Below are 24061 nucleotides of genomic sequence, written 5' to 3'. Positions count from 1 at the left end.
CTACGCCGGCACTCTTGCAGTTCGGGGAGTCCCCACAGTCGGGATCAGCGACAGTGCATTCTCACCGCTTTCGGACCTTTCGAATGTGCGGTTCGAGGTGGCGGAGTCAGATTTTGGAGGATTGCCCTCCCTGGCTGCCAGCACGTCCCTGGTGGCCGCGCTGGCTATTCGCGTCGCGGAGATCCGTCATCAAAAGTAGGGCCCGACATTTATGCTATAAACATTTCATCTTGACCAGAAAAAACCAGTGTTTCAAATACGAAAGGGCCATTTCATAGCTAGGAGGTCGCTTTGGTTGAGATCGCCAGAGCTAGGCAGCTCGATGTTGTCACCATCGGTCGGGCTTCTGTGGACCTTTACGGCCAGCAGATTGGCTCGCGGCTCGAAGACGTCGCCTCCTTTGCCAAATCGGTTGGCGGGTGTCCGGCTAACGTAGCGGTCGGCACGGCGCAGCTCGGCCTGCCTTCGGCGCTGCTGAGCCGCGTCGGCGGCGAGCAAATGGGATCCTTCATCCGCGAGCAACTGATACGTCAGGGTGTGAATGTCGAGGCGCTGAAGAGCGATCCGGACCGACTGAGTGCGCTGGTCCTGCTCGCCGTCGAGGACGAAGGCGTTTCGCCGATGATTTTCGTCCGCCCGGATCGCGCCGACATGGCGCTCTCGCCTGAGGACGTCGATCGGAGCTTCATTGCCTCCGCGCGATCAATCGTGGTGACCGGTACGCACTTCTCCGCTCCGGAAGCCGCCCAGCTCAAGGCGATCAAGGCGTCGGGTGGCAAGGTGGTGTTTGACATCGATTGCCGGCCGAACCTGTGGGGCCTTGCCGGGTATGCGGCCGAACGCTATGTGAAATCGGATGCCGTTTCCAACAAGCTTCGTGCCGTGCTCGCCGACTGCGACCTAATCGTTGGGACCGAGGAGGAAATTCGAATAGCCACCGGAGAGGATGACGTTGTTGGCTCTTTGAAGGCGATACGGGCGCTTTCCGATGCGACCATCGTGCTGAAGCGGGGCGCCATGGGCTGTGTCGTCTATGATGGCAACATCAGCGACAATCTCGAGGATGGCATTTTCGGCAAGGGCTTCCCTATCGAAGTCTTCAGCGTGCTCGGCTCCGGCGACGCCTTCATGTCGGGCTTCCTGCGCGGCTGGCTGGGCGGTGAAAGCCTCGCCACGGCAGCGACCTGGGCGAATGCCTGCGGCGCATTTGCCGTGTCGCGGCTGCTATGCGCGCCCGAGTATCCAACGTTCGAGGAGCTACGATATTTCCTCGAGCACGGCAGCCCGTTCACCGCGCTGCGCAAGGACGAGACGATCAACCACATCCATTGGGCCACGACGCGACGGCGCGAGATCCCCTCGGTCATGGCGCTGGCGTGCGATCACCGCAGCCAGCTCGAGGAGGTCGCCGTGAGGGTGGACGCAGAGCCCTCGCGCATCAATGCCTTCAAGGTGTTGGCGGTAAAGGCAGCAGTCCGAGTGGCTGCCGGACGCGACGACTACGGTATGCTGATCGACGAGCGCTTCGGCCGCGAAGCGTTGTTCGAATTCGCGCGCCATCCGTTCTCCTGGCTCGGCCGGCCGGTCGAGCTGCCAGGTTCGCGGCCGCTGCGTTTCGAGTTCTCACAGGACATCGGATCTCAGTTGATCGGCTGGCCGCTCGATCACTGCATCAAGTGCTTGTGCTTCTGTCATGCCGACGATCCCGCGCCACTGAAGAAGGAACAGCAGGAAAAGCTTCGCGCGCTCTTCGACGCATCGCACAAGGTCGGCCGCGAGTTCCTCATCGAGATTATCGCCGGCAAGCACGGCACGCTGCAGGACGACACGATCCAGCGCGCACTCGACGAACTCTACGCGCTGGGCATCAAGCCGGAGTGGTGGAAGCTTGAACCGCAGGTTTCCGCCACCGCCTGGGTACGGATCGAAGCGACCATCGTCAAGCACGCCTCTTGGTGCAGGGGCGTTATGCTGCTCGGACTGGAAGCACCGCAGGACCAGCTCGAGGCAGCGTTTGTGGCGACGGCGCACGTTCCGATCATCAAGGGCTTCGCCGTCGGGCGCACGATCATCGCCCATACCGCCGAAGAGTGGTTGGCGGGCAAGATGTCAGATGAGGAGGCGATCGCCGACATGGCCGCTCGTTTCGAGCGACTGAGCCAAGCATGGCTAGCCTCCCGCGAGCGCAAGGCGGCATAAACTTCTGCTGGAGCAATTTCATGCCCAAGACGACCCGCTTGACGATGGCACAAGCCCTCATACGTTTCATGACGTGCCAGCGGACCAAAATTGATGGCAGGGTGGTACCGATCTTCGGCGGCGTCTGGGCGATCTTCGGTCACGGCAACGTCGCCGGTCTGGGCGAAGCACTTTATGCCGTGCGTAACAAACAGCCGACTTTCCGTGCTCACAATGAACAAGCGATGGCGCATGCGGCGATCGCCTACGGCAAGGCGAATTTCCGCCGCCGTTTCATGGCAGTGACGACCTCGATCGGACCAGGCGCACTCAATCTGTTGACCGCCGCAGGCATGGCATACGTCAACCGCTTGCCTGTCCTGCTGTTGCCCGGCGACGCCTTCGCTAACCGCATCCCGGACCCGGTTTTGCAGCAAGCCGAGAATTTCACCGACGGCACGGCGACCGTGAACGACTGCTTCAGGCCGGTGTCTCGCTATTTTGACCGTATCGTTCGACCTGAACAGATCATTCCGGCGTTGAACCGGGCTATGCAGGTGTTGACCGACCCGGCCGAATGCGGGCCGGTGACGCTGGCATTGTGCCAGGACGTGCAGGCGGAAGCCTACGACTACCCCGAGAGCTTTTTCGAGGAGCGGATGTGGATGCCAAGACGTCCGCGCGCCGATTTGGGCGAGCTCACCGTAGCAGCCGAGGCGCTGATGGCTGCGGAGAAGCCGTTGATCATCGCCGGCGGGGGCGTGCTCTATTCCGAGGCGTCCGCCGCGCTGACAAACTTCGCCGAGGCAACGGGAATTCCTGTCTGCGAAACCCAAGCCGGCAAGTCGTCGTTGCCGGATGACCATCCCTTGAACATGGGCGCCATCGGCGTCACCGGTACATCGGCGTCCAACCGCCTTGCCGAGGAGGCCGACCTGATCCTGGCGGTCGGTACGCGCCTGCAGGATTTCACCACGGGGTCGTGGGCATTGTTCAAGAACGACGGGAAAACCATCGTCGGCCTCAACGTACAACCGTTCGACGCCCACAAGCATCGCGCGCTGCCACTCGTGACGGATGCGCGTGGAGGACTGGACGAGCTTCTGGCCGCGTTGAAGGGCTACAAAGCACCCGTGCGCTGGACCGGCAAGGCGGAGAAGGGCAAGACCACTTGGCAGGTGGAAGCAGACACCGCGCGAGCCAGCACGAATGCACAGTTTCCGTCTGACGCACAGGTCATTGGCGCACTCGATCGCGTTTTTGGATCGTACGTCGTGCTGGTGCAGGCTGCAGGCAGTCTCCCCGGCGAGTTGCACAAATTGTGGAAGGCGGGCCGTCCCGGCTCCTATCACGTCGATTATGGCTTCTCGACCATGGGTTATGAGATCGCGGCGGGCCTTGGCGTCAAGCTGGCGCGGCCCAACGAGCAGATCGTAATCCCGGTCGGCGACGGTTCGTATCTGATGCTGAATTCCGAGATCGCCACCTCCGTCATGCTGGGCCTGAAGCTCACCATCGTCGTACTCGACAACGGCGGGTTCAGCTGCATCAACCGGCTCCAGATGGCAACCGGCGGCGCTAACTTTAATAATCTGTTGAAGGACAGCCAGCACGATACGCTGCCGAAGATTGACTTTGCTGCACATGCCGCGAGCATGGGCGCATTCTCGGAGCATGTAGCATCGATCGCCGAGCTGGAAGCAGCTCTGGAGAAATCGAAAGTGAACGACCGCACCACCGTCATCGTGATCGATACGGATCCTCACGTCACGACCGAGGCTGGCGGACACTGGTGGGATGTCGTGGTTCCGGAAGTCAGCTCGCGCGAGCAGGTGCAGGAAGCGCGCAAGGCCTATGAGCAAGCAGTGAAGCAACAACGCGTCGGGAATTAGAAGTGGCAATGCACCTTTGCGCGAATTCCCATCCATCCATCGCTCGACGGTGTCGCGGGTTGCAGAAGCATCGCCGCTGGTCCGCCGGACAGTCCCGCCCTTCGGCAAGCCGAGAACCAGCGAACTGCGACGCAGAGATGAGAATTGGCTCAGGGCTCTCCTAGGCTGATAGGAGTATCACGTGAAGGCCAAACTGGGCATATCCCCCATCGCGTGGTGGAATGACGATCTTCCCGAATTGAGCGACGATGTTTCGCTTGAAGAATGTTTACGCCAATCTCGCTCGGCCGGCTTCACCGGCATCGAGAAGGGCCGCCGCTTCCCCGACGATCCGACGGTCATGTCGTCGATTCTAAAGATGGTTAACGTTGCGCTGTGCGGCGGCTGGTTCTCTGGCACGCTCGTCAACGAAGACATCGCGACCAACAAGCATCGCATCCAGCCAATGATTGATCTGTTCAAGGCCGTGAACGCACCCTGCATCGTCTATGGTGAAGTTGGCCATTCGATCCAGAGCGATCGCTCAAGGCCTCTAGCGACCAAGCCAGTGCTGAGCGACGCCGACATGAAGGCCTATGCCAGGAGGATGACCGAGTTTGGTGAATGGTGCGCTGGGCAGGGCATGCCGCTCTCCTACCATCATCACATGGCCGCGGTTGTGCAGTTCGAGCACGAACTTGATACCTTTATGAAGTGTTCGGGAGAAGGCATCCCGTTGCTGTTCGACACTGGCCACTTGGCCTTCGCGGGCGGCGACGTGCTGCGCGTCATCGACAACCACCACAAGCGCATCAGCCACGTGCATGTGAAGGATATCCGCGGCCCCGTCATCAAAGCGCTCGATTGGAGGACGCAATCTTTCCTCGACGCCGTCGCGCTGGGCGCCTTCACTGTTCCCGGCGACGGCTCGCTGGATTTCGGCGCAATCGTGCAGAAGCTCGCTGGCTATGGCTATGAGGGCTGGTTCGTTGTTGAGGCCGAGCAGGATCCGAGGAAGAATCCGCCGCTCAGAATGGCCGAAATGGGCTATGCCGAACTCATGCGGGTGACGACCAAGGCGGGCTATGTTGTGGAAGCCCCCACCTTTCCCTGGCGCTGACTGGCAATTGGGATGCTTTTCCGTTGCCGGCAGCTTTCGTGTACGAATGGCTCTGTTGCCCACATCGACGTACCGGGATGATGTGATGGATAACAGCGAACATCCCTTTTTGAACCCGCCTTGGCGCCGCGTCGTGCTGGTCGCGCTGTGCGCCCTTTGGATGGCTACCGGATTTTGGGCCGATTCGCCTGGCTGGGGGACGATCGCCTTGGCGTTTACCGGCTACGCGTTCTGGCGATTTCTCTACACATACGATTCGTCGAAGACCGGGAACGACACAGATCGAAGCGCGATAGGGGCGGGTGATGTCTAGAGCATTTTCCGACCAGAAAGAATCGGGTGGGGATTCCCAAAACGGCGCGAGTCAGATTCAAGCTACATGCTGGCGAGGGAGGCCAGCATGTATGGCCAGGGCGCTTTCAGTTGATCTTCGCCAAAGGGTGGTAGCCGCGATTGACGGTGGCGTATCCTGTCGACAGGCTGCTGAGCGCTTTGGTGCCAGCGCGGCCAGCGCGATCCGCTGGCGCGCTCGCCTCAAGGCAGTTGGCGACATCGTTCCTAAACGCCAGGGCGGTGACCGCAAATCGCAGCGCATCGAAGCGCATTCGCAATTGATTCTGGAGGCGGTGACAGCGAAGCCGGATATCACGCTCGCCGAGTTGCGAGAACTGTTGAAACGTCGTGGAATATCGACTGGCATCACGTCGCTCTAGCGTTTTTTCCAGCGCAGAAAGATCAAACTTATAAAAAGACAGCGCACGCCGCCGAGCAACGGCGCGGCGATATAAATGCCGCGCGTGAGGAGTGGTTCGAAGGGCAAATCGATCTTGACCCTGAGCGTCTCGTCTTACATCGACGAAACCAGCGCCAACACTAAAATGGCGCGGCGTTACGGGCGCTCGCCACGCGGCGAGCGATGTCGTGCAGCTATCCCACACAGACATTGGAAGACGATGATGACATTCACCGCTAATTGCGCTCCGACGGTCTGATCGCGCCGCTTGTTCTGGACGGTCCAGTGGATGGCGACGCGTTCCTGGCCTACGTCGAGCAATTGCTCGCCCCATCGCTGCGGCCGGGCGATACCGTATCATGCCCACTCACAAGGTCCATGGCGTTCGAGAGGCCATCCAGGCTGTCGGAGCAAGCCTGTTCTATCTTGCGCCCCACAGTCCAGACTTCAACCCGATTGAAATGGCCTTCTCCAAACTGAAAGCGTTGTTGCGGGCCGCCGCAGCGCGCACCATGCCCGATCTCTGGCAAGCAATCGCCAACTCTCTCAAACGCTTCTCACCCGAGGAATGTCAAAATTATCTCGTCGCGGCTGGTTGCGACGCAACATGATCGGAAAATGCTCTAGGCGGCCCGTTCTTGCCGTCGGCGAGATTACGATGAGTTTCATCAATCGGCACGGCGCCGAATAGGATCGGCCAATCACCAACCGGTGGATAGGGAGCATCCTCCGCAACAAGCTCAATCGTCAAACGTACAAATCTCACGGGGTGAATGTCGTTCCCGCGAGAAGGAGAAAGTGGAGCTTCTATGCGAACGGTACGGCGTGAATGTTTTTGCCGATAACGTAATGATGGATACAGAAGGGGACATGGGGACTTCGGGGAAGTAGCAGGTACGCCATAGGGTGGCGCTGATCAAGGGCTGATCGCCATTTTCGAACTCACGGTCACGCCGCGCGAACTCCCCACATCTCCCTGTTCCGCTCCACACTCCTTTCATCGAACCGCTGGCAGTATTGCCTAAGCCAAAATGGGGTACGGCGTTTTATTTCGGTACCGAGTCGGCACTTTTTCGTGCCCTCGAACCGAGGCGTTCTCAAGTGAATAATTGCGTGTGTGCCAGCCATAGGCCACGCAAATTATGAAACACGATCTTGGATCATACGTTCGACCTCTTCGCCGCCGCTTTGGATTTACGCAAAAGGAGATTGCTTTTCTTATCGGGGTCAAGTGCCGCACGGCTATCTCGCGCCTTGAGGGCGCGAAGCGCAAATCGAGCCTTGAGGCCGCGTTTATATTCGCGCTGCTGTTTGACACAACTCCGTCGGAGCTATTTCCAGCGCTTATGTCGGAGCTCCATGAGGTCACCGTTCGGCGCGCAAATGATCTCTATGAGGAGCTTCAAGGAAACCCATCTAACACGACGCAATTCAAGTTGGACTTCCTGGAGAGATTACTAGAACGGGCTGAAAAGCGCGTGTTTCGTGCCGTATGACGCGCGCTGATCGACATGGGCTCACTCTCTCAATTTACATAAACACGCGCGGTTTCGCATTCGTCGTGTTCGAAGGCCATGCATCGCCGTTCGATTGGGGAATACGCGAGATACGCGGGCCTCGAAAATGCAACGGATGTCGCCTGCGGATCACGCAAATCGTCGATCGATATGCTCCTGATGTCCTCGTTATCCAGGACACGTCCGCGCAGGGCACACAACGAGCGCGGTGGATCACAGGTCTCGATGCCTCGATGCTCGCGAAAGACCGCGACGTTCCCGTTTTTGCATATTCGCGCGATCAGGTCAGAGCAGCGTTCGAGCGCTACGGATGCACAAACAAGCATAGCCTAGCCGGGCTGATCGCGAGGCACATTCCTGCGCTTGGGCGACATGTCCCGCCGCCTCGCAAACCGTGGATGAGTGAGGACCGCCGAATGGGCTTATTCGATGCAGCAGCGCTCGCGCTCGTCTTCTTTCAGTCAGTCGACAGTTGGGTCGGGTAGTCGCCTGGAGACGAGTTGGTCCTGTTGTGCGGCTTTCCTAACATTCCCGTTCAGGCTACCGTGGTACGCCTGCTTGTCTGCAGTGTGCCACGGGAGGATAGAATGCAGAAAGCCGTTTGGAACGTTCCGCCCATAAAAAGCGAGCCAAGGTGCTTGTTGCGGACAATTCATGTGTTGTGATCACCCTGTTCAAGAGCGCCCTGACAGCCTTTTGCGAAACCAAGCCGAAGTCGGCCAAGGCGCAAGAAGCAGGCTGTGATGAAATTATGTCCGCACGAGCCGCAATCGCCTTTGGCAGTACAAGCGCGAGTCTCCTTTGCGTAACCGTGTGGAAATACGTCAGAGCCTGAGCTGGCTCCGGTTGTCTGAACAGATTTTCCGCGTCGATAAGTGGAGTCTCTGCCATGGTTAGGCTGCCAAGCGGAGTGGCAGCGGGTTGAAGTAGGCTTGATCGGGGGTGACGCCGTCAAGGCTCGAATGCGGGCGCCGACCGTTGTAGAAGTCGAGGTATCGGCCGATCGACGCGAGGGCCTCGCTGACGCTGTCATAGGCCCGCAGATACACCTCCTCGTATTTGACGCTGCGCCATAGCCGTTCGACAAACACGTTGTCTCGCCAGGCTCCCTTGCCGTCCATGCTGATCGCAATGCCGTTGTCGGCGAGCACGCCGGTAAAAGCCTGTCCGGTGAACTGCGAGCCCTGATCCGTATTGAAGACGTCCGGCTTGCCGTGACGAGCCAGGGCATCCTGAAGCGTCTCGACACAGGACGTCGCCTCCATGGTGATCGATACGCGCCACGACAGCACGCGGCGGCTGAACCAGTCGAGCACAACCGCCAGATAAACGAAGCCGCGGGCCATCGGGATGTAGGTGATGTCCATCGCCCACACCTGGTTCGGCCGCGTGATCTCCATTCCGCGCAGCAGGTACGGGTAGATCTTGTGGCCCGGCTCGGGCTTTGTCGTGCGTGGACGGCGACAGAGCGCTTCTATCCCCATCCGCCGCATCAACGTCTTCACATGCCGACGGCCGATCTTGCACCCATCGGCAGCCAGCAGCCCTCGCAACATGCGAGAGCCGGCAAAAGGGAACTCCAGATGCAGCCGGTCGAGGCGCTGCATGATCGCAAGGTCGGCGTCCGGCACCGGCCGCGGCAGGTAGTACACGCTGCCGCGGCCGATGTTCAAAGCCTCCGCTTGCCTGGTGATCGACAGCTCGTGCTCACGGTCGATCATCGCTTTGCGCTCAGCAATCCCGCCTTGGTGAGCGCTCCTTCTAAAAAACTATGCGCGGCGCTGCGCTCCCCCTGTGGGATAGAAACGGACCGGCGCTAGATTGCCGACCGGGAGGGAGCGGCCGATACGATTTTGGTGGCACGTGACCCCGTCAAAAAACCTGGTCCATGGGTTGTCGCGCACTTGAGAGTGGTGACGCCATCCGGCGATCCCGTTTAGGAATCTGACGGATAGCGCAGCCCAGCCCTTCCGCCGCCGTCAGCAGGAGGATTAGAGATGAACCCCAAAAGATCGAAGTCGAGGAACGGAGGTAAGATGCAGATGGTGCACCCGGACGCGGCTGCCATCGACGTCGGAGCGACTATGCACATGGCTGCCGTGAGGGCAGATCGCGCACCGGAGCCAGTCCGCAGCTTCGGTACCTTCACGGCTGATCTGCATCGGCTAGTCGACTGGTTTACTGAATGCGGCGTCGAGACTGTCGTCATGGAATCGACCAGCGTCTACTGGATTCCGATCTTCGAGCTTCTCGATGCCCGGGGATTTAACGTGTTTCTTGTCAACGCGCGCGATGCCAAGCACGTGCCGGGGCGCAAGACCGATGTCAGCGATGCGCAATGGCTGCAGCGGCTCCATTCATTCGGGTTTGCGGGCCAGCTTTCGGCCCAAAGGGCAGATTGCCGAGCTGAGAGCCTACGTGCGTCAGCGCGAGCGTCTGCTGGAGTACGCGGCCTCACACATCCAGCATATGCAGAAGGCCTTGACGGAGATGAATCTTCAGCTGCACCACGTCGTCACCGACATCACCGGCGTGACCGGCCTGCGTATCATACGAGCGATCCTTGCCGGCGAGCGCGATCCTGAGGCGCTGGCGTGCTTGCGCCATTATAGTTGCCGCTCCAGCGCCGAGACGATCGCGAAGGTGCTCACCGGAAGCTACCGCGCCGAGCATCTGTTTGCGCTCGAGCAGGCACTTGCGCTTTACGACGCCTACCACGAGAAGGCATCTGCCTGCGACGCCCGAATTGAAGCCGTGTTGAAGGAACTGAGCTTCCATCGCGGTCATGGCCACGGATCAGCGCCGCAGGTCTCGCGGCGTCGGAATCGAACCGATCAGGCGAACGCTCCAGCTTTCGACGTCCGCGAGGCGCTGTTCGCGTTGCTCGGAAAGGACCTCACCGCGATCGACGGCCTCGGTCCTTACCTCTCGCTGAAGCTGATCGCTGAATGCGGCGACGACCTCTCCTCGTGGCCAAGTGCAAAGCATTTTACCTCCTGGCTGGGACTGGCGCCGAGCAACAAGGTCTCCGGCGGCAAAATGCTCTCGTCCCGAACGCGCCGATCCGGCGGCCGAGCGGCGGCACTTCTGCGCCTTGCTGCCGTGACCGTGGGGCGTACAGACACTGCGCTCGGCGCCTTTTATAGACGGCTCTCAGCACGCATCGGCAAGGCCAAGGCCGTGACCGCCACGGCCCGGAAGATCGCAGTTCTGTTCTACAATGCTGTGCGATACGGAATGGACTATGTCGATCCCAAGGCCTCGTCCTACGAGACGCGTTACCGGACGCGAGTGGTCAACAATTTGCATCGGCGTGCCAAGCCATTCGGCTTTGTTCTCCATCCCTTGGAGCCGAAAAGTAGATGCTGCCGTTTCTTAGGAATCGTTCTCCAGCGTCAGTTCGCCGATCTTGGCGTGCAGCGACTTCACATCGATGGCTGCTTGTTCCGCTCCGGAGCCGCCGCCGGGACCGAACGCACCGGCGGCCTTGCTTTCAAGCTGAGCCTTCCACGCCGTGATCTGATTGGGGTGGACGTCGAACTGCTCGGCAAGCTGAGCCAGCGTTCGATCGCCCTTCACGGCGGCGAGCGCCACCTTCGCCTTGAAGGCCGGCGTGTGGTTCCGGCGTGTTCTTCTGCTCATTGTCGCTCCTGATTCGCAGGCACGGCGTGCCCGCTGTCAGGCAGAAACTCCACTTATCGCCCTGTGCAGAATTCCGGGGCCGGCTCTGCACTCTTCTGTGCGTCAGCTTGTTGTCAGATTGCTCGCTTACCCTGCTAGCAAGTCCTAAGAAGACCGATATTGACTACAGCGCAGATCAGTCGATAAGAGCGAATCGCGTGGATAGCAGAATCACATGTTCATCCAGCCAACCCACAACGATGCGGCGAAGCCCCGTCTGGAGCAGATGGGCTTTGTTGACGTGGGGTAGAACCAGTTCGTGCTTGACCCTCGACGGTCCGATAAGTGGACGATGAACAACGAGGGTGAATGGCAGCGGGCAGACAAGCCCCGGCTGTATCTTCAAGCCGAGAGCGAGGATCCCGCTGAACGAAGTAGCGACGAAGACGAAGGATGTGTCGAGTCAGCGTCGTCCGACGATGATCTTTCTTGGTACGTGGCGCGTGCGCTCAATTTCCGCGGCGGACCAGCGGAATGAGAGTCTAGATAGACTAACGGGAATGTGCATGAAGGCTATCATGTTCCGTTTTCCGCGTGCCGGGCGCGAAGGGGATATCCCGGCCGCTCCAATCCGTTGGCTTAACGGTGCCGCCTGAGCTCCTCTGTAGGAGCATTGGTGCAGTGAAATTTCATCAGCATAAAGGAGATTGCTTGTGGGAATTTGTTGTTCAAAGCCTTCAGTAGTAGGCTCGCCTTATGATAGTTCGAGCGCCGACGGCGCATCGCACTCAACGGCCCGCAGCGCCAGCGATCGCCAATGGTCCGCGCTAATTTCGACGGCATCGGGACCGGCCGCGATGGCTCCCCGAGTTGCTCTGGGAACGTCGCCGAACACGTTGCAACAACGACGCGGTGTGGCACTACAGCGACATGAGATGCAGCAACTCGCCTACCTCATTGCGGCCATGATGACTGGCGATCCGGTCAGAAGCCCCGCTCGGATCACCGCGGCCGGTCAGACAGTGCACGACGTTCGCCTGCTGCTCAGGCACGGACGCGGCAACGTTCATGCGGATGGCGAGCCGTCCCACGGGCACAACGTCGTAGCCTCACGTCTGGCCTACCGCGGACTCGATCGCAACAACCAGATGGCATTGGCGGGCGCGCTGGGCGCAGGCTTTTGCGATCAATTCGCGCGCCTCGCTGCAGTCTCGCACGCGCCGCATTTGCGCGATGGTGAATCGGTCGTGAATGCAGGCGGCGAGGTGGAAATTATGGAACTGAACGCCGATCACACCATCTCGGCCACGCGAACTGGACACGCATGGAACGAGCTACGCCGCGGCAACGGACGCGATGGAGAGACGACCATCGTGCAGGACGGCTGGTCGAACGGCCCGGCGGTGCGGCTGAAAGACAGCGCGTGGGCGCACGTCCAGGTGGAGAGAGAGGACCTGAGTACCGACAAGGACGGCGCCCTGTGGTTGAAAGATCGCGTCGAACAACTGATACCTCTCGTCCACCCGGACGAAGACGAACACACAGCGAATTGGCTGGAGCATTTGCGCCGAAATCCCACCCAACATGATCGCTTTTTGGAAACTCAGGTAGTGTCGGCCGAGTTCGCCGCAAAAGCGAGGGAAGCCCTAGAGCAGTTTCCGCGGGAACAGCAGGAGCAGTTGGTCTCGATGGCGGCGCAGGAATTCTATGGGCTGTCTCCCCATGAGGCAGGCGCCCCGCATTTTATTCACTCGGTGCTGGAACAGGTTGGGCTCCTAGACCATCAGGATCGTCCGCCGGTGGTGCCGCCGGAATATTGACGACGACTCCGTGTCGTCTCGATGGGCACTGCGTGTTGCGGCACGCGCTGCGCTTGGCGTGGGCCCGCGTGAGATCTGCGTCTAGTACCTCGTCACAGTGATTATGACTCTTTGGAAGTGGCGGGATAGGCGCCTGCCATTTTGGCGCGAGCCTTGTCTGTTGTGAACATCCATTTGATGCGGGAGCGGGCGGCATTTCGTTGTCGTTCCCAGGCGGTGATTTCGCGGCGCAGTCGCTTGGGGTCGTCAATCCTGCGATCCAGGCACTGGCCTCGCAGGACGCCGATTTCGATCTCGACCATGTTGAGCCAACTTGCGTGCTTTGGGGTGTAGTGGAACTCGAGCCGTCGCAAAATCCGCCTGGCTTCGGCGGGCGGGAACGCCTGATAGAGGGCGCCGGCGGAGTGGGTCGATAAATTGTCCTGGACGACCCGGATGATCTCGGCGTCGGGATAATGGATGTCGACGAGATCACGCATGCATTGGGCGTAATCTCGTGCCGCTCGGTGACCTTGACCTTGCGCCAGGGGCGATGCACGTCGAAGAGAACGAAGAGATTGACCGTGCCATTGCGCGATACTCATAATCGTAACGTTCGAGGTGGCCGGGCTTGGCCGGAATGGGCTGACGCACCTCGCCGATGAGTTGCACCGGGCTTTCGTCGAAGCACACCACTGGCCGTCTGGAGTCGGGCACCTCGGCATAGAGGTCGAGCACATCCTCCATGCGGGCGACGTATTCGCCGCCGACCTGCGGAATGCACCACATGTCTTTGCGCCAGGGCTTGAGGCCATTCTCGGCCAGGCGCCGCCGAACCGTCTCGTGCGACAGGCTCTTGTGTTCGGTGAGCTTGACCATCGCAGCCGCCAGCAGCTTTAGCGTCCAGCGGGCACGGCCCTTTGGGGGACTGGCGCAGGCTGTCGCCACCAGCAAGGCTTCTTCCTTGCCGTGAGTTTGCATTCCGCCCCGGCACGCGGCTCTTCGCTCAGCGTCCGCTCCAGATTGCCTTCCACGAAGCGTCGCTTGGTCCGGTTGCGCGGCGGCGATCAGGGTGAGACTCCAGCGACAATCAAGGTGAGACTGCGCCGATGGGGACGGACCGAAGGGAGGGCGCAGCCCGACCGGAGGACCGTCCCCATCGGCGTCGCGCGTTTTTGGACCCGTCTGGCGGCCGGGTGCGGCTGGTGCAAGCTGTTGGTTCGTCTCGACAAGAGGGAATCGATGCCTTGCCTGGCCTCCACATCACCGACCACCAGATGAGGCTGTACATGACGTACCGACTGACACTGTCCCCCGAGGCCGCCGCGGCCAAGGCGGGGTTCTCGAAGGCAAGCGCGTATCGAATCGAGGGCGATTGTCGCCCGCCATCGCAGAAGAAGACGCCGAGGGGCCGGCGCCGGTCCGATCCGCTCGGGCAGTATTGGGACGCCGAGATCGTTCCGATCCTGAAGGCTGCGCCCGGCATCCGCGTGATCGGCGTGCTGGACGAGCTGCGCCGACGGCATCATGACTTGAACCCGAACATCCGCCGCACGCTGGAGCGGCGCATCAACGCCTGGCGGGCGCTCAACGGCCCCGAACAGGACGTGATCTTCCGCCAGCAGCACGAGCCCGGCCGCCTGGGTCTGTCCGACTTCACCGACGTGAGCGCGCTCGGTATTACCATCGCGGGTGAGCCGCTCGATCACCGGCTCTATCACTTCCGGTTGGCGTTCTCCGGCTTCGAGCATGTCCATGTCGTGCTCGGCGGCGAAAGCTTCGTCGCCCTGGCGGAGGGCTTGCAGAACGCGCTGTGGGCGCTTGGCGGCGTGCCGCGGGAGCATCGCAGCGACAGCCTGTCGGCAGCATTCCGCAATCTGGCCGCCGACGCACGGGGGGATCTGACGCAGCGCTACGCCGGGCTGATGGGCCACTATGGCATGGCGCCAACGCGCAACAATGCGGGCATCGCACATGAGAACGGCTCGATCGAGAGCGCGCACGGCCATCTCAAGCGGGCACTGGAAGATGCGCTGTTGCTGCGGGGGACGCGCGAGTTCGCCAGTCTCGATGCGTACCGGGCTTTTGTCGACGAGATTGTCGGCCGGCGCAACGCCAACCTCGCCAAGCCGATCGCGCTCGAGAAGGAGGCCTTGGCGCCGCTGCCAAAAGGCCGCACGACCGACTTCGAGGAGAAAGTGATCCCGGTGACGTCGTCAGGCGGCTTCATCCTGCGGCGCGTATTCTACACCGTGCCTTCAAGATTGATCGGCCATCGCCTGCGTGTGCGCATCTTCGACGACCGGCTCGAATGCTTCCTTGGCGTCACGCCGGTCGTGACGCTGCGGCGCGGTCGGCCTGTGTCCGAGAGCCAGGGCGGTCATGTTGTGGATTACCGGCACGTCATCCATGCCCTGCGGCGCAAGCCGATGGCGCTCCTCAATCTCGTTTATCGCGACCAACTCTTCCCGCGTGCAGCTTACAAACGTCTGTTCGAGACCTTGCGGGAGCATGGTGATGACCGGCGCGCCTGCAAGGTGACGGTCGAGCTTCTGGCGCTGGCTCACGAGCGCGCCTGCGAAGCAGAACTCGCCGAGGTGATCGCGATGGATCTGGACGCCGGACAGTTACCCGATCTTGCCGCGCTGCGCGACCGCTTCCGACCCGAGGCGGCCTCGATCCCGCGTGTCGCCGTCAAGCTGGCGCCGCTCGACGTCTACGATGAACTCGCCTCCGTCAGCGTCATGTCGGGCCGCTCGAACCTGGGAGAGGCAGCATGACCGGTATCGCTACCTCCGTCGATGCTGCCCGTGTCGAGCTGCTTCTCAATGAGCTCCGCCTGCCGGGCGTCAAGGCGATCTGGCCGAAGCTCGCCGCACAGTCGGACAAGGAAGGGTGGCCTGCCGCCCGCTTCCTCGCCGCCCTTGCCGAGCACGAGGCGGCCGATCGCACCCGCCGTCGGATCGAGCGACACATGGTGGAAGCGCGTTTGCCCGCCGGCAAGACGCTCGCCACCTTCGACTTCGAAAGCGTGCCGATGCTATCAAAGGCACAGGCGATGGCGCTCGCCGCTGGCGACGCCTGGTTGAAGGCCGGCGCCAATTTGCTCTTGTTCGGTCCACCGGGCGGCGGCAAGACCCATCTCGGCACGGCGATCGGCCTGGCTCTCGTCGAGAACGGTTGGCGCGTTCTCTTCGCGCGCACCACTGATCTGGTGCAACGGCTGCAGGTCGCGCGGCGCGAGCTGGCGCTGGAGTCCGCGATCGCCAAACTCGATCGCTATGACCTCCTGATCCTCGACGACATCACATATGTGAGCAAGGATCAGGCGGAAACCAGTGTGCTGTTCGAGTTGATCGCCGCCCGCTACGAACGACGCTCGCTGCTGATCACGGCCAATCAGCCATTTGGCGAATGGGGGCGTATCTTCCCGGACCAGGCAATGACGTTGGCTGCCATCGATCGTTTGGTCCACCACGCCACGATCCTCGAGATGAACGTCGAAAGTTACCGTCGAAAAGTTGCCCTCGATCGCAAGCGCGGTCCAGGCCGGCCACCTGTTCACACGACCCCCAACGAACTCGACAAGACTGTGATTGACGCTGGCAGCGCCGCTTGATTGTCGCGCAGCGTCAATCAACGCTTGCCAAGTAGGCGGCCAGCGTCAATTATCTCCTGACTCGGCCGCCTCGTCTCATCTTGATTGACGCGCCGCTCTCATCCTGATTGTCGCGCTATAGTCCGGTACACGGTCGGGCCGCTCACGACGACGCTCCTTGCGATCTCCTCGTCGCTGGTCCCAGCATCGGCGGCCAGCAAAATCTGCGCGCGCTTGAGCTTCCGGGACGCATGCTTGCCGCCGCTGAGCAGCGCCCTCAGTTCGGTGCGCTCGATTTGGCTGAGTTCGACTCGATAGCGTACATTCATGGCCTGCCTCCTCGTTCGAGGCACGCACGAACAACTGAATCGGATGGCCGGCGTGAGTCCTTCGACAAAACCCTTCACGCCCACGCAGGGGCAGTATCTGGCTTTTATCCACCTCTATACCCGGCTGCATCGCAGGCCCCCGGCCGAAACCGACATGCAGGAATATTTCCGCGTCAGCCCGCCTTCGGTTCACCAGATGGTGCTGACGCTGGAACGCGCCGGCCTCATCAGACGGCAGCCAAGGACGCCTCGCAGCATCGAGGTCCTCATTGATCCGAAACTCCTGCCGGAGCTAATCTAACCGCCGGACCCAACCTGTCAAAATCACTGTGCAGAGCCACTAGTCTACTTCCCGGCGCAAAATTCGAAGGCCTTGGCCGCGTGTAGAATCAGCGCTTCGGCGGAAAACTGCAAGGTCGAACGGAGCAAGGCTTGACTTGCGCGGTCGCCATTGATTCATTTTTGTAGATGGTTCGCCATCGAACCCTTCAGGCGCGCGACAAGCTCGTCGGCAAGCTGCCGGTTAGCGGCGAATTGCTGCGTGGGTCGTTGTTGGAGCGCACTGTCCGGCACACCCCGGGCTGCCCGAAATGCGCGCGCGGCGAAGGGCATCAGGTGTTCGTGCTGACCGTGACTTACGCTGGCGGCGCACGCAACAGTTCAGCGTTCGCCGCGAGCGGGTCGCCGAGGTCCGCCGCTGGCTCGACAATTATCAGCAGCCGAAGCAGGCGATTGAGGACATCTGCGAGCTCAACCATGAACTGCTACGTCCGGAGCCGCATCGAAGGCGCGCGGGGCGACGGCATGATTGAGATGCGGCGAGCGCAGCTCAGCTTCGGCGACGGGTTGATCACCGAGGATGTGAGCGATCTGCGCGAAGACTGGATGGCGTATGCCTATCGGGTGCTGGCGGACGACGACATCGTGACGACGGTCTACGAAGCGCTGGCGAAGCGGCATCCCAAGAGCCGCGGCAGGCTCGGCTCGCCGGCCGAGGTGGTGTTACGTCTGCTGTCCTCAAGCACATCCGGAACTTGAGCTATGCCGCCTTAGAACGCGAGGTGCGCGCCAACCTCGTGTACCGCGACTTCACCCGAGTGGGCAGCGGGAAGATGCCAGATGCCAAGACCATGGGGCGATGGGGCTTGGCGATCGGGCCGCAGGTGCTCAGGCAGATCAATGATCGAATGGTGAAAATAGCGCATGACAACGGCGTCGTTGCGGGCCGGCGCATGCGCGTGGATACGCCCGTCGTGGAGAGTAACATCCACCATCCGACCGACAGCACGTTATTGGGGGATGGAGTTCGGGTGCTGACCCGCACCATGAAGAAGATCACGGATATCGTGGGTGCGGTCGGGACCAAGCTGCGTGACCGCAGCCGGAGCGTGAAGCTGCGGCTGGGCACTATGCCCGGCCGGAGGCACCGGAGGCAATGGCGTGGTGCGAGACCAACGGCATCGACTACATCTTCGGTCTGTCCGGCACCAAGCCGCTCGCCAGAAAAGTCGACGAGGCCGCCGACGGCATCCGCACGCGACGCGCCATCGAGAACCTGCCGGTTCTGCGTGGCTATACCGAGACGCGCCACAAGGCCAAGTCCTGGGATCGCGAACGGCGTACCGTCGCCCGTATTGAGGCGACGATGCTCGGCCTCGACATCCGCTTCGTCGTCACCAGCCTTGATGTCGGCTCGGCCGAGTGGATCTACGACAGCCTGTATTGCGCGCGCACCGAGCGCTTGGCTGAAGCTGGTGTGGGGCCTTCTGTCGGCAGCGTCGGAGATTCCTATGACAATGCTCTCGCCGAAACCATCAACGGTCTCTACAAGGCCGAGGTGATCCATCGGCGCGGCCCATGGCGCAGCTTCGAGGCCGTCGAGATTGCGACCTGGAATGGGTGGATTGGTTCAACAACCGACGGCTCCTCGCGCCCATCGGCAACATACTGCCGGCCGAAGCCGAGAAACGCTACTACGCCATGCTGGAACAACCCGCCATGGCGGCATAACTTAAACTAGACTAAATTGCCTCCGCAAACCCGGGGCGGTTCAGTGTCACAGGAGTTTGGCGGTCTGACGCGCCTCGCCTCCACGTGGGCGTATTCGGATACCGAGCGCCTGATTATCTATCTTGGGGCGATACGATCTCGGGCGGCTTGTCTTGGACGCGATCGGTGCGGCTTGGCGGCGTGCAAATGCAAACCAATTTCGCGCTTCGTCCCGATCTCGTGACCCTACCGATACCAGCCCTGTCCGGTAGCGCGGCGGTACCCTCTACCCTCGACGCAGAGCCCTGTTTGGGCCGAATGACAGGCAGGATCTGCTTGACCAACAATTGTGCTGAGCGCGCATTGAGAGGCATCGCCTTGGGAAGGCGCAACTGGACCTTCGCCGGCAGCCAGCGTGGCGCCGACCGTGCCGCCATCATGCTGACGATGATCACGACCTGTCGCCTCAACAAAGTCGATCCCAAGGCCTGACTCGCCGACGTCCTCGCCCGTATCGCCGATCTTCCCGCATCGCATCTGCACGAACTGCAGCCCTGGGAATGGAAGCTCCTGCGCCGAGCCCGCCGGTCAGCAAGCCGCCTGACCTTCACGCAAACCATCATAGAGTTCGTCGTGCCCGCGCGCACGCTTCAATCAGGCGGTCTTCGTCGTATGCGTACGACATCAGCCCCTGAGTCGGTTCTGCAGCGCCTGCCGATTGGCAACGAGGCTGCTGAGGTTCAGCAGGTGTGGTGCTCGTCCTTGCTCCAATTGCCTAACCAGCGCCCGCGTGCCGTCCACCACGAAGACGCCGCAATCATAAGTGTTCAGCTGCTGGGTCATGCCGCGTGACTCCAGGCGGGCGCCCAGCCTTGCTGCGAGCTCTGCTGCGGGCGTGTTGTTGTATTCCCCCATGGAGTCGTAGCGATAGGCAACCGGCCTTTCGCGGTCGCGGCGATCAACAAACAGCAACGACCAATGGGTGCCGGGGAGATTCGTAGCACGGGCATTGTTCACTGGCAGGAACAGGAAGTCGGCTGTGTCGTCACCATTCTGATCATGGACGATGCGCTGGAATGCGCGTAGCATTTCGCTCTCGGTGCCCAAGCGCAGGCTAACAAGGGTTATGAGAGGATCCACGAACCGCGTCCGGGCGGCGAGATTCGGATTGTCCCCCCCCAACTCTTGCGCCAGGAGCTGGTAATCTCTCAGGACATGCTCGTCGCCCAGCCATTCCGTGTCCTCGAGCACCAGCCCGCGGCCGTGAGACGAAGCTGTCGGACCTAAAGCCCCGATCTGAGCATCGTAGGAGGTGCTCGGAAACGCCGGCACAGAATTAACATCGTCGCGTGATTCAGACGGCGTGGCCGCAGTCAGATCAACCAATGGAGGACCGCCGTAGGTGCTTGAGCGAGCCCTGGCAGCCGGCGCTGGCGCAAAGTGAGCATCGTCGCGCAACTCGGACGGATTCGGATTCACCAGTGCGAGATGCTGAACCCTGGCAGTTGATGGTGACGCCGGTGCTTGCATCTGCCGCCGCGACAACTCCTCGCTCAACCACGCCAAAGCTTCATCGTCCGAGGAGGCTGGCATCGGAGAAAGCCGCTGCGGCGAGCCGAGCTGTCGAGCGCCATGGTGATGACCCGGTACCGGCCCGGCAAACGGCGGCGCAAAGTCGGGCGGCGGGCTCCAAGCGTTGTCACGCAACTCAAATGATGCGGGCGAATTCGGATTAACCGCTGCTTCAAGACCGCCATAGGTGTCTGAGTGAACCCTGGCAGAGTGCGCTGGCGATGCTTCCAGGACCGGCCACATACCCCAATCAAAGTTGAGCGGCATCTGCGGCGACCAGGTTGAGGCGGACCAGGCAGGTTTCTGCTGTCCAGCTTGGACTATGTCCTGCGCCTGCTCCGGGGGAACCCCGGGCCACGGTGGGCCGTCTTCCACCATCAAACGCAGATCCTGATCATAACCTTCCGGGAGGACCAATGGCCGACTGACAGCTCGCTGCGGCGTCGTGGCATCTTGGTACCCGCTCCCCTGCATCGTCGGCTGCGCCTGCCATGGCGATGCACCCAGTTGATGGGTGGGGGCCGACGTCAGCAGGCGACCGCCTGAATTGGCGATCTCGCTCAGCTGCCGCTCAATGGCAAGGCCTTGCAGATTGTCTAGGGTCCTCGGCCTTTTCGCTGGCCTCAATTCAGCTGTGTCATGCTCATCGTTGATGACGACCTCCTCGCTTGGCAGGAGGTTGCTCCTGGCAAGTGCACCGATCGGCTCGTCCGGGAACTGCTGGCGGTCGTAGCCCCAGTTCAAGGGACGAATGGACTCTCCGGGATCCGATGACTGGTCATGGCGCGCGGCTGGTTCAAGAAGAGATGACGACGGGCCGGGTTCGTCCATCAGCTCCCAAAGCAAATCCTGATCGTAGCCTTCTACAGGAAGCAGCTCCTTTGGCCAACTGCCCGCGTCCTGCGACGCGCTGTGCTGCGCAGCGGCGCCGCCGACGGGCATCGGCTCCATCAGTGCCGCGTCTTCGGGATCAGGAACAGGGGAAATATGGCGCTCGCGCTCCATCGCTTTAGCGCCGGCCTGCGATTTCCGGAGATCAGCCAGTGCGGCACCGATATTCCGATTACCCCCGGCGTCCTTCCTATAGCTCTCGACATCTCCATCCAACGCCTTGCCGGAAAGCCGAGCAGCAATGCCCTTCTTGTTATTTTCACGCAGGTAGTCACTGAAACTGTTAAGAACAACTGCATAGGTACGTACGGTACCTGTCGCTGCTTTGTTTTTGTACTCTTTGATGAGAGCCACGTCCTGGGGATAAGGATTCAGCTTAGCGCGGCCTGCGATCGGCACGATCCCGCCCGTCGACTGCGAGGTCCGGAGATGATCTATTGCCGCAAGGAGTTTCGCGGGATCACCCTTTCCGATGAACTCGCGCGCATCAATGGTTAACGACTCGTCGTCGAGCCGAGCAGCAATGCCCTTTTTGTCATTTGCGAAGAGCCAGCGGCCAAACCTGCGAAGAGAACCTGCATAATCCTTAGCGGTGGCTTCAGCGGCCCCGCCCTTGATGAGGGCCTCCTCAAGCTCCGAAATAAGGGGAGCGTCCTCGGAATAAAGAGGCTGCTTCCTGCGAACCCCAGTTGATCGAGCCGGCTGCAGCGCCGAGGACGACGGGCCGGGTTCGTCCATCAGCCCCAAAACCAAATCCTGATCGTGGGCTTCCGCAGGAAGCAGCTCCTCTGGCCAACTGCCAGCTTCTTGCGACGCGCTGTGCTCCGCTGCGGCGTCGCCGACCCGCCTCGTCTCCATCAGGGCCGCGTCTTCGGGATCAGGAAAGGGGGAAATATGGCGCTCGAGCTCCATCGCTTTAGCGCCGGCCCGCGATTTTCGGAGATGGGTCAGTGCGGCACCGATATTCCGATTACCCCCGGCGGCGTCTTTCCCATAGCTCTCGACATCTCCATCCAACGCCTTGCCGGAAAGCCGAGCGGCAATGCCCTTCTTGTTGTTTTCACGCAGGTAGTCACTGAAACTGTTAAGAACAACTGCATAGGTACTGGCGGTACCTGTCGTTGCTTCGTTTTTGTACTCTTTGATGAGAGCCGCGTCCTGGGGATACGGATTCAGCTTAGCGCGGTCTGCGATCGGCACGATTCCGCCCGTCGACTGCGAGGTCCGGAGATGACCTATTGCCGTAAGGAGTCTCGTGGGGTTACCCTTTCCGAAGAACTCGCGCGCATCAACGGTCAACGACTCGTCGTCGAGCCGAGCAGCAATGGACTCTTTGTTATTTGCGACAAGCCAGCGGCCAAAGCTGCGAAGAGAATATACATTGGCCTTGGCGCTGATTTCGGTGGCCCCGCCCTTGATGAGGGCCTTCTCAAGCCCCGAAATAAGGGGACCATCCTCGGAATAAAGTGGCTGCTTCCTCTGCCTTCTCAAAACTCCAGTTGACTGAGCCGGCTGCAGCGCCGAGTGCGACGGAGCGGGTTCGTCCATCAGCCCCAAAACCAAATCCTGATCGTAGCCTTCTGCAGGAAGCTTCTCTGGCCAACTGAAAGCTCGCTGCGACGCGCTGTGCTCCGCAGCGGCGTCGCTGACCCGCCTCGACTCCATCAGGGCCGCGCGTTCGGGATCAGGACCGGAGGAAATATGGCGATCGAGCTCCATCGCTTTAACGCCGGCCTGCGATTTTCGGAGATGAGCCAGTGCGGCACCGATCCGCCTATTACCACCGACGTCCTTCTTATAGTCTCCGACATCTCCATCCAACGCCTTGCCGGAAAGCCGAGCAGCAATGCCCTTCTTGTTGTTTTCACGCAGGTAGTCACTGAAACTGCTAAGGGTAAATGCATAGGTACTGGCGGTACCTGTCGTTGCTTCGTTTTTGTACTCTTCGATGAGAGCCGCGTCCTGGGGATAAGGATTCAGCTTAGCGCGGTCTGCGATCGGCACGATTCCGCCCGTCGACTGCGAGGTCCGGAGATGACCTATTGCCGTAAGGAGTCTCGTGGGATTACCCTTTCCGAAGAACTCGCACGCATCAACGGTCAACGACTCGTCGTCGAGCCGAGCAGCAATGGCCTGCTTTTTGTTTTCAAAGAGCCAGCGGCCCAATCTAAGAAGATGACCTACATTCTCCTTGGCAGTGCGTTTGACAGCCCCCCCTTTGATGAGGGCCTCCTCAAGCCCCAAAATAAGGTCAGCATCTTGGGAATAAAGAGGACGCCTGCGGGTACCGTAAACCTCTGCTGACTGGCCAGGCTGCAGCGCCGAGGCGCCTGGCATTGGCCCGCCGCCTCCATCCTGCGACGCTGGAGGGCATTCGTGCCCGCTCGCCTGCATGATGGGCTGCGCCTCCGATGGCGATGCGGCGACTTGATGGGGGGGGCCTGCATCAGCACACGATCACCCGGACGGGTGATCTCGCTTAGCTGCCGCTCAAAGGCCGCCGCGTCTGTCGACGGGGACACCGGTGCAGTCTCTTGCTGGGCGGCGCTGTTCGATTGTTGCTGCAGTCGGCTAGTTGAGGTGAAATCCATCCGTTCTCACTTTCGAAGATGTAGGCGAATCAGAGCTCGGTTTGGATCTCATGCGCGGGGCAATCGAGACGGCAGCGCGGCGACCAAATCCGCGGCACAGAATGAGCTCTCAACGTTGGATCCAGCAACAAACCACCGTGGGTCCGAACCGTCCGCGCCGCAGGCAGTCGGACACTCGGATGTTCTTCCCCACAATTTTGCTATGAGAGGAAGCTGTCGAGTACCTGACGAGCGCTGTCGGGCGACGTAAAA

Annotated in this window: 9 protein-coding genes and 11 pseudogenes; 15 read left to right on the top strand and 5 right to left on the bottom strand. The window is 60.9% G+C overall.

Annotation, left to right across the window (positions count from 1 at the left end):
• Window positions 1-291: 291 nt before the first annotated feature.
• The 5 genes and pseudogenes from WDM24_RS06895 (at window position 292) to WDM24_RS06875 (ending at window position 6513) form a co-directional block, all read left to right on the top strand.
• Window positions 292-2199, top strand: coding sequence for a bifunctional 5-dehydro-2-deoxygluconokinase/5-dehydro-2-deoxyphosphogluconate aldolase (locus WDM24_RS06895; RefSeq protein ID WP_338696159.1), 1908 nt, complete (start codon window positions 292-294; stop codon window positions 2197-2199).
• Between the two features lie 20 nt (window positions 2200-2219).
• A complete protein-coding gene (gene iolD, locus WDM24_RS06890; RefSeq protein WP_338696157.1) occupies window positions 2220-4070 on the top strand; it encodes a 3D-(3,5/4)-trihydroxycyclohexane-1,2-dione acylhydrolase (decyclizing) in 1851 nt (616 codons plus the stop codon).
• A 181-nt stretch (window positions 4071-4251) separates the two neighbouring features.
• Complete coding sequence (iolE, locus tag WDM24_RS06885; RefSeq protein WP_338823127.1) at window positions 4252-5169, top strand: myo-inosose-2 dehydratase; 918 nt, start codon at window positions 4252-4254, stop codon at window positions 5167-5169.
• 85 nt (window positions 5170-5254) lie between these two features.
• Window positions 5255-5482 (top strand): DUF3329 domain-containing protein, encoded by a 228-nt coding sequence (locus WDM24_RS06880; protein WP_338830725.1) that lies wholly within the window; start codon window positions 5255-5257, stop codon window positions 5480-5482.
• A 91-nt stretch (window positions 5483-5573) separates the two neighbouring features.
• Window positions 5574-6513, top strand: a pseudogene (locus WDM24_RS06875) (IS630 family transposase).
• A 1799-nt stretch (window positions 6514-8312) separates the two neighbouring features.
• Here the strand turns inward: WDM24_RS06875 and WDM24_RS06870 are convergent.
• Window positions 8313-9188 (bottom strand): annotated as a pseudogene (locus WDM24_RS06870) (IS3 family transposase); the annotation flags it as partial.
• Between the two features lie 228 nt (window positions 9189-9416).
• Here WDM24_RS06870 and WDM24_RS44425 point away from each other — a divergent pair.
• Together WDM24_RS44425 and WDM24_RS06865 are read left to right on the top strand one after the other, a co-directional pair.
• A pseudogene (locus WDM24_RS44425) lies at window positions 9417-9791 on the top strand (IS110 family transposase); the annotation flags it as partial.
• Window positions 9673-10596 (top strand): annotated as a pseudogene (locus WDM24_RS06865) (transposase); the annotation flags it as partial. The pseudogenes WDM24_RS44425 and WDM24_RS06865, both read left to right, overlap by 119 nt.
• A 204-nt stretch (window positions 10597-10800) precedes the next feature.
• Here WDM24_RS06865 and WDM24_RS06860 read toward each other — a convergent pair.
• A pseudogene (locus WDM24_RS06860) lies at window positions 10801-11061 on the bottom strand (transposase); the annotation flags it as partial.
• A gap of 914 nt (window positions 11062-11975) precedes the next feature.
• On the opposite strand from WDM24_RS06860, the gene WDM24_RS06855 reads away from it, so the two are divergent.
• Window positions 11976-12860 (top strand): type III secretion protein, encoded by an 885-nt coding sequence (locus WDM24_RS06855; RefSeq protein WP_338696154.1) that lies wholly within the window; start codon window positions 11976-11978, stop codon window positions 12858-12860.
• Window positions 12861-12961: 101 nt separating this feature from the next.
• Here WDM24_RS06855 and WDM24_RS06850 read toward each other — a convergent pair.
• Window positions 12962-13891 (bottom strand): annotated as a pseudogene (locus tag WDM24_RS06850) (IS630 family transposase); the annotation flags it as partial.
• A 195-nt stretch (window positions 13892-14086) separates the two neighbouring features.
• Here WDM24_RS06850 and istA point away from each other — a divergent pair.
• Window positions 14087-15619: an IS21 family transposase gene (gene istA, locus WDM24_RS06845; protein WP_422389058.1), complete on the top strand. Its 1533-nt coding sequence runs from the start codon at window positions 14087-14089 to the stop codon at window positions 15617-15619.
• Window positions 15616-16458, top strand: coding sequence for an IS21-like element helper ATPase IstB (gene istB / locus WDM24_RS06840; RefSeq protein ID WP_176535476.1), 843 nt, complete (start codon window positions 15616-15618; stop codon window positions 16456-16458). Before istA ends, istB begins: the two co-directional genes overlap by 4 nt.
• 110 nt (window positions 16459-16568) lie before the next feature.
• Here istB and WDM24_RS06835 read toward each other — a convergent pair.
• Window positions 16569-16766, bottom strand: a pseudogene (locus tag WDM24_RS06835) (helix-turn-helix domain-containing protein); the annotation flags it as partial.
• Between the two features lie 43 nt (window positions 16767-16809).
• On the opposite strand from WDM24_RS06835, the gene WDM24_RS06830 reads away from it, so the two are divergent.
• The 5 genes and pseudogenes from WDM24_RS06830 to WDM24_RS06810 all read left to right on the top strand — a co-directional run.
• The gene (locus tag WDM24_RS06830) at window positions 16810-17067 is read left to right on the top strand and encodes a LexA family protein (RefSeq protein ID WP_247389996.1); all 258 of its coding nucleotides are present in this window, start codon (window positions 16810-16812) and stop codon (window positions 17065-17067) included.
• A gap of 512 nt (window positions 17068-17579) precedes the next feature.
• A pseudogene (locus WDM24_RS06825) lies at window positions 17580-18169 on the top strand (transposase); the annotation flags it as partial.
• A 26-nt stretch (window positions 18170-18195) separates the two neighbouring features.
• Window positions 18196-18776: pseudogene (locus WDM24_RS06820) on the top strand (transposase); the annotation flags it as partial.
• Window positions 18777-18831: 55 nt separating this feature from the next.
• A pseudogene (locus WDM24_RS06815) lies at window positions 18832-19052 on the top strand (hypothetical protein); the annotation flags it as partial.
• Between the two features lie 27 nt (window positions 19053-19079).
• Window positions 19080-19325, top strand: a pseudogene (locus WDM24_RS06810) (transposase domain-containing protein); the annotation flags it as partial.
• A gap of 114 nt (window positions 19326-19439) precedes the next feature.
• On the opposite strand, the gene WDM24_RS06805 reads toward WDM24_RS06810, so the two are convergent.
• Complete coding sequence (locus WDM24_RS06805) at window positions 19440-23555, bottom strand: Ulp1 family isopeptidase (RefSeq protein WP_338830724.1); 4116 nt, start codon at window positions 23553-23555, stop codon at window positions 19440-19442.
• Between the last annotated feature and the right edge of the window lie 506 nt (window positions 23556-24061).

Origin of the sequence: Bradyrhizobium sp. 27S5 (genome assembly GCF_037217225.1) — a bacterium.
Classification (GTDB): domain Bacteria; phylum Pseudomonadota; class Alphaproteobacteria; order Rhizobiales; family Xanthobacteraceae; genus Bradyrhizobium; species Bradyrhizobium septentrionale.
This window is presented reverse-complemented; position numbering and strand designations above follow the sequence as displayed.

What these genes read in the sequence shown, in the direction of transcription:
- iolD (WP_338696157.1), top strand. Translation starts at nt 2,220, where the DNA reads ATGCCCAAGACGACCCGCTTGACGATGGCACAAGCCCTCATACGTTTC.
- WDM24_RS06880 (WP_338830725.1), top strand. Translation starts at nt 5,255, where the DNA reads ATGGATAACAGCGAACATCCCTTTTTGAACCCGCCTTGGCGCCGCGTC.
- WDM24_RS06855 (WP_338696154.1), top strand. Translation starts at nt 11,976, where the DNA reads ATGCAGCAACTCGCCTACCTCATTGCGGCCATGATGACTGGCGATCCG.
- istB (WP_176535476.1), top strand. Translation starts at nt 15,616, where the DNA reads ATGACCGGTATCGCTACCTCCGTCGATGCTGCCCGTGTCGAGCTGCTT.
- WDM24_RS06830 (WP_247389996.1), top strand. Translation starts at nt 16,810, where the DNA reads ATGGCCGGCGTGAGTCCTTCGACAAAACCCTTCACGCCCACGCAGGGG.
- WDM24_RS06805 (WP_338830724.1), bottom strand. Translation starts at nt 23,555, where the DNA reads ATGCCAGGCGCCTCGGCGCTGCAGCCTGGCCAGTCAGCAGAGGTTTAC.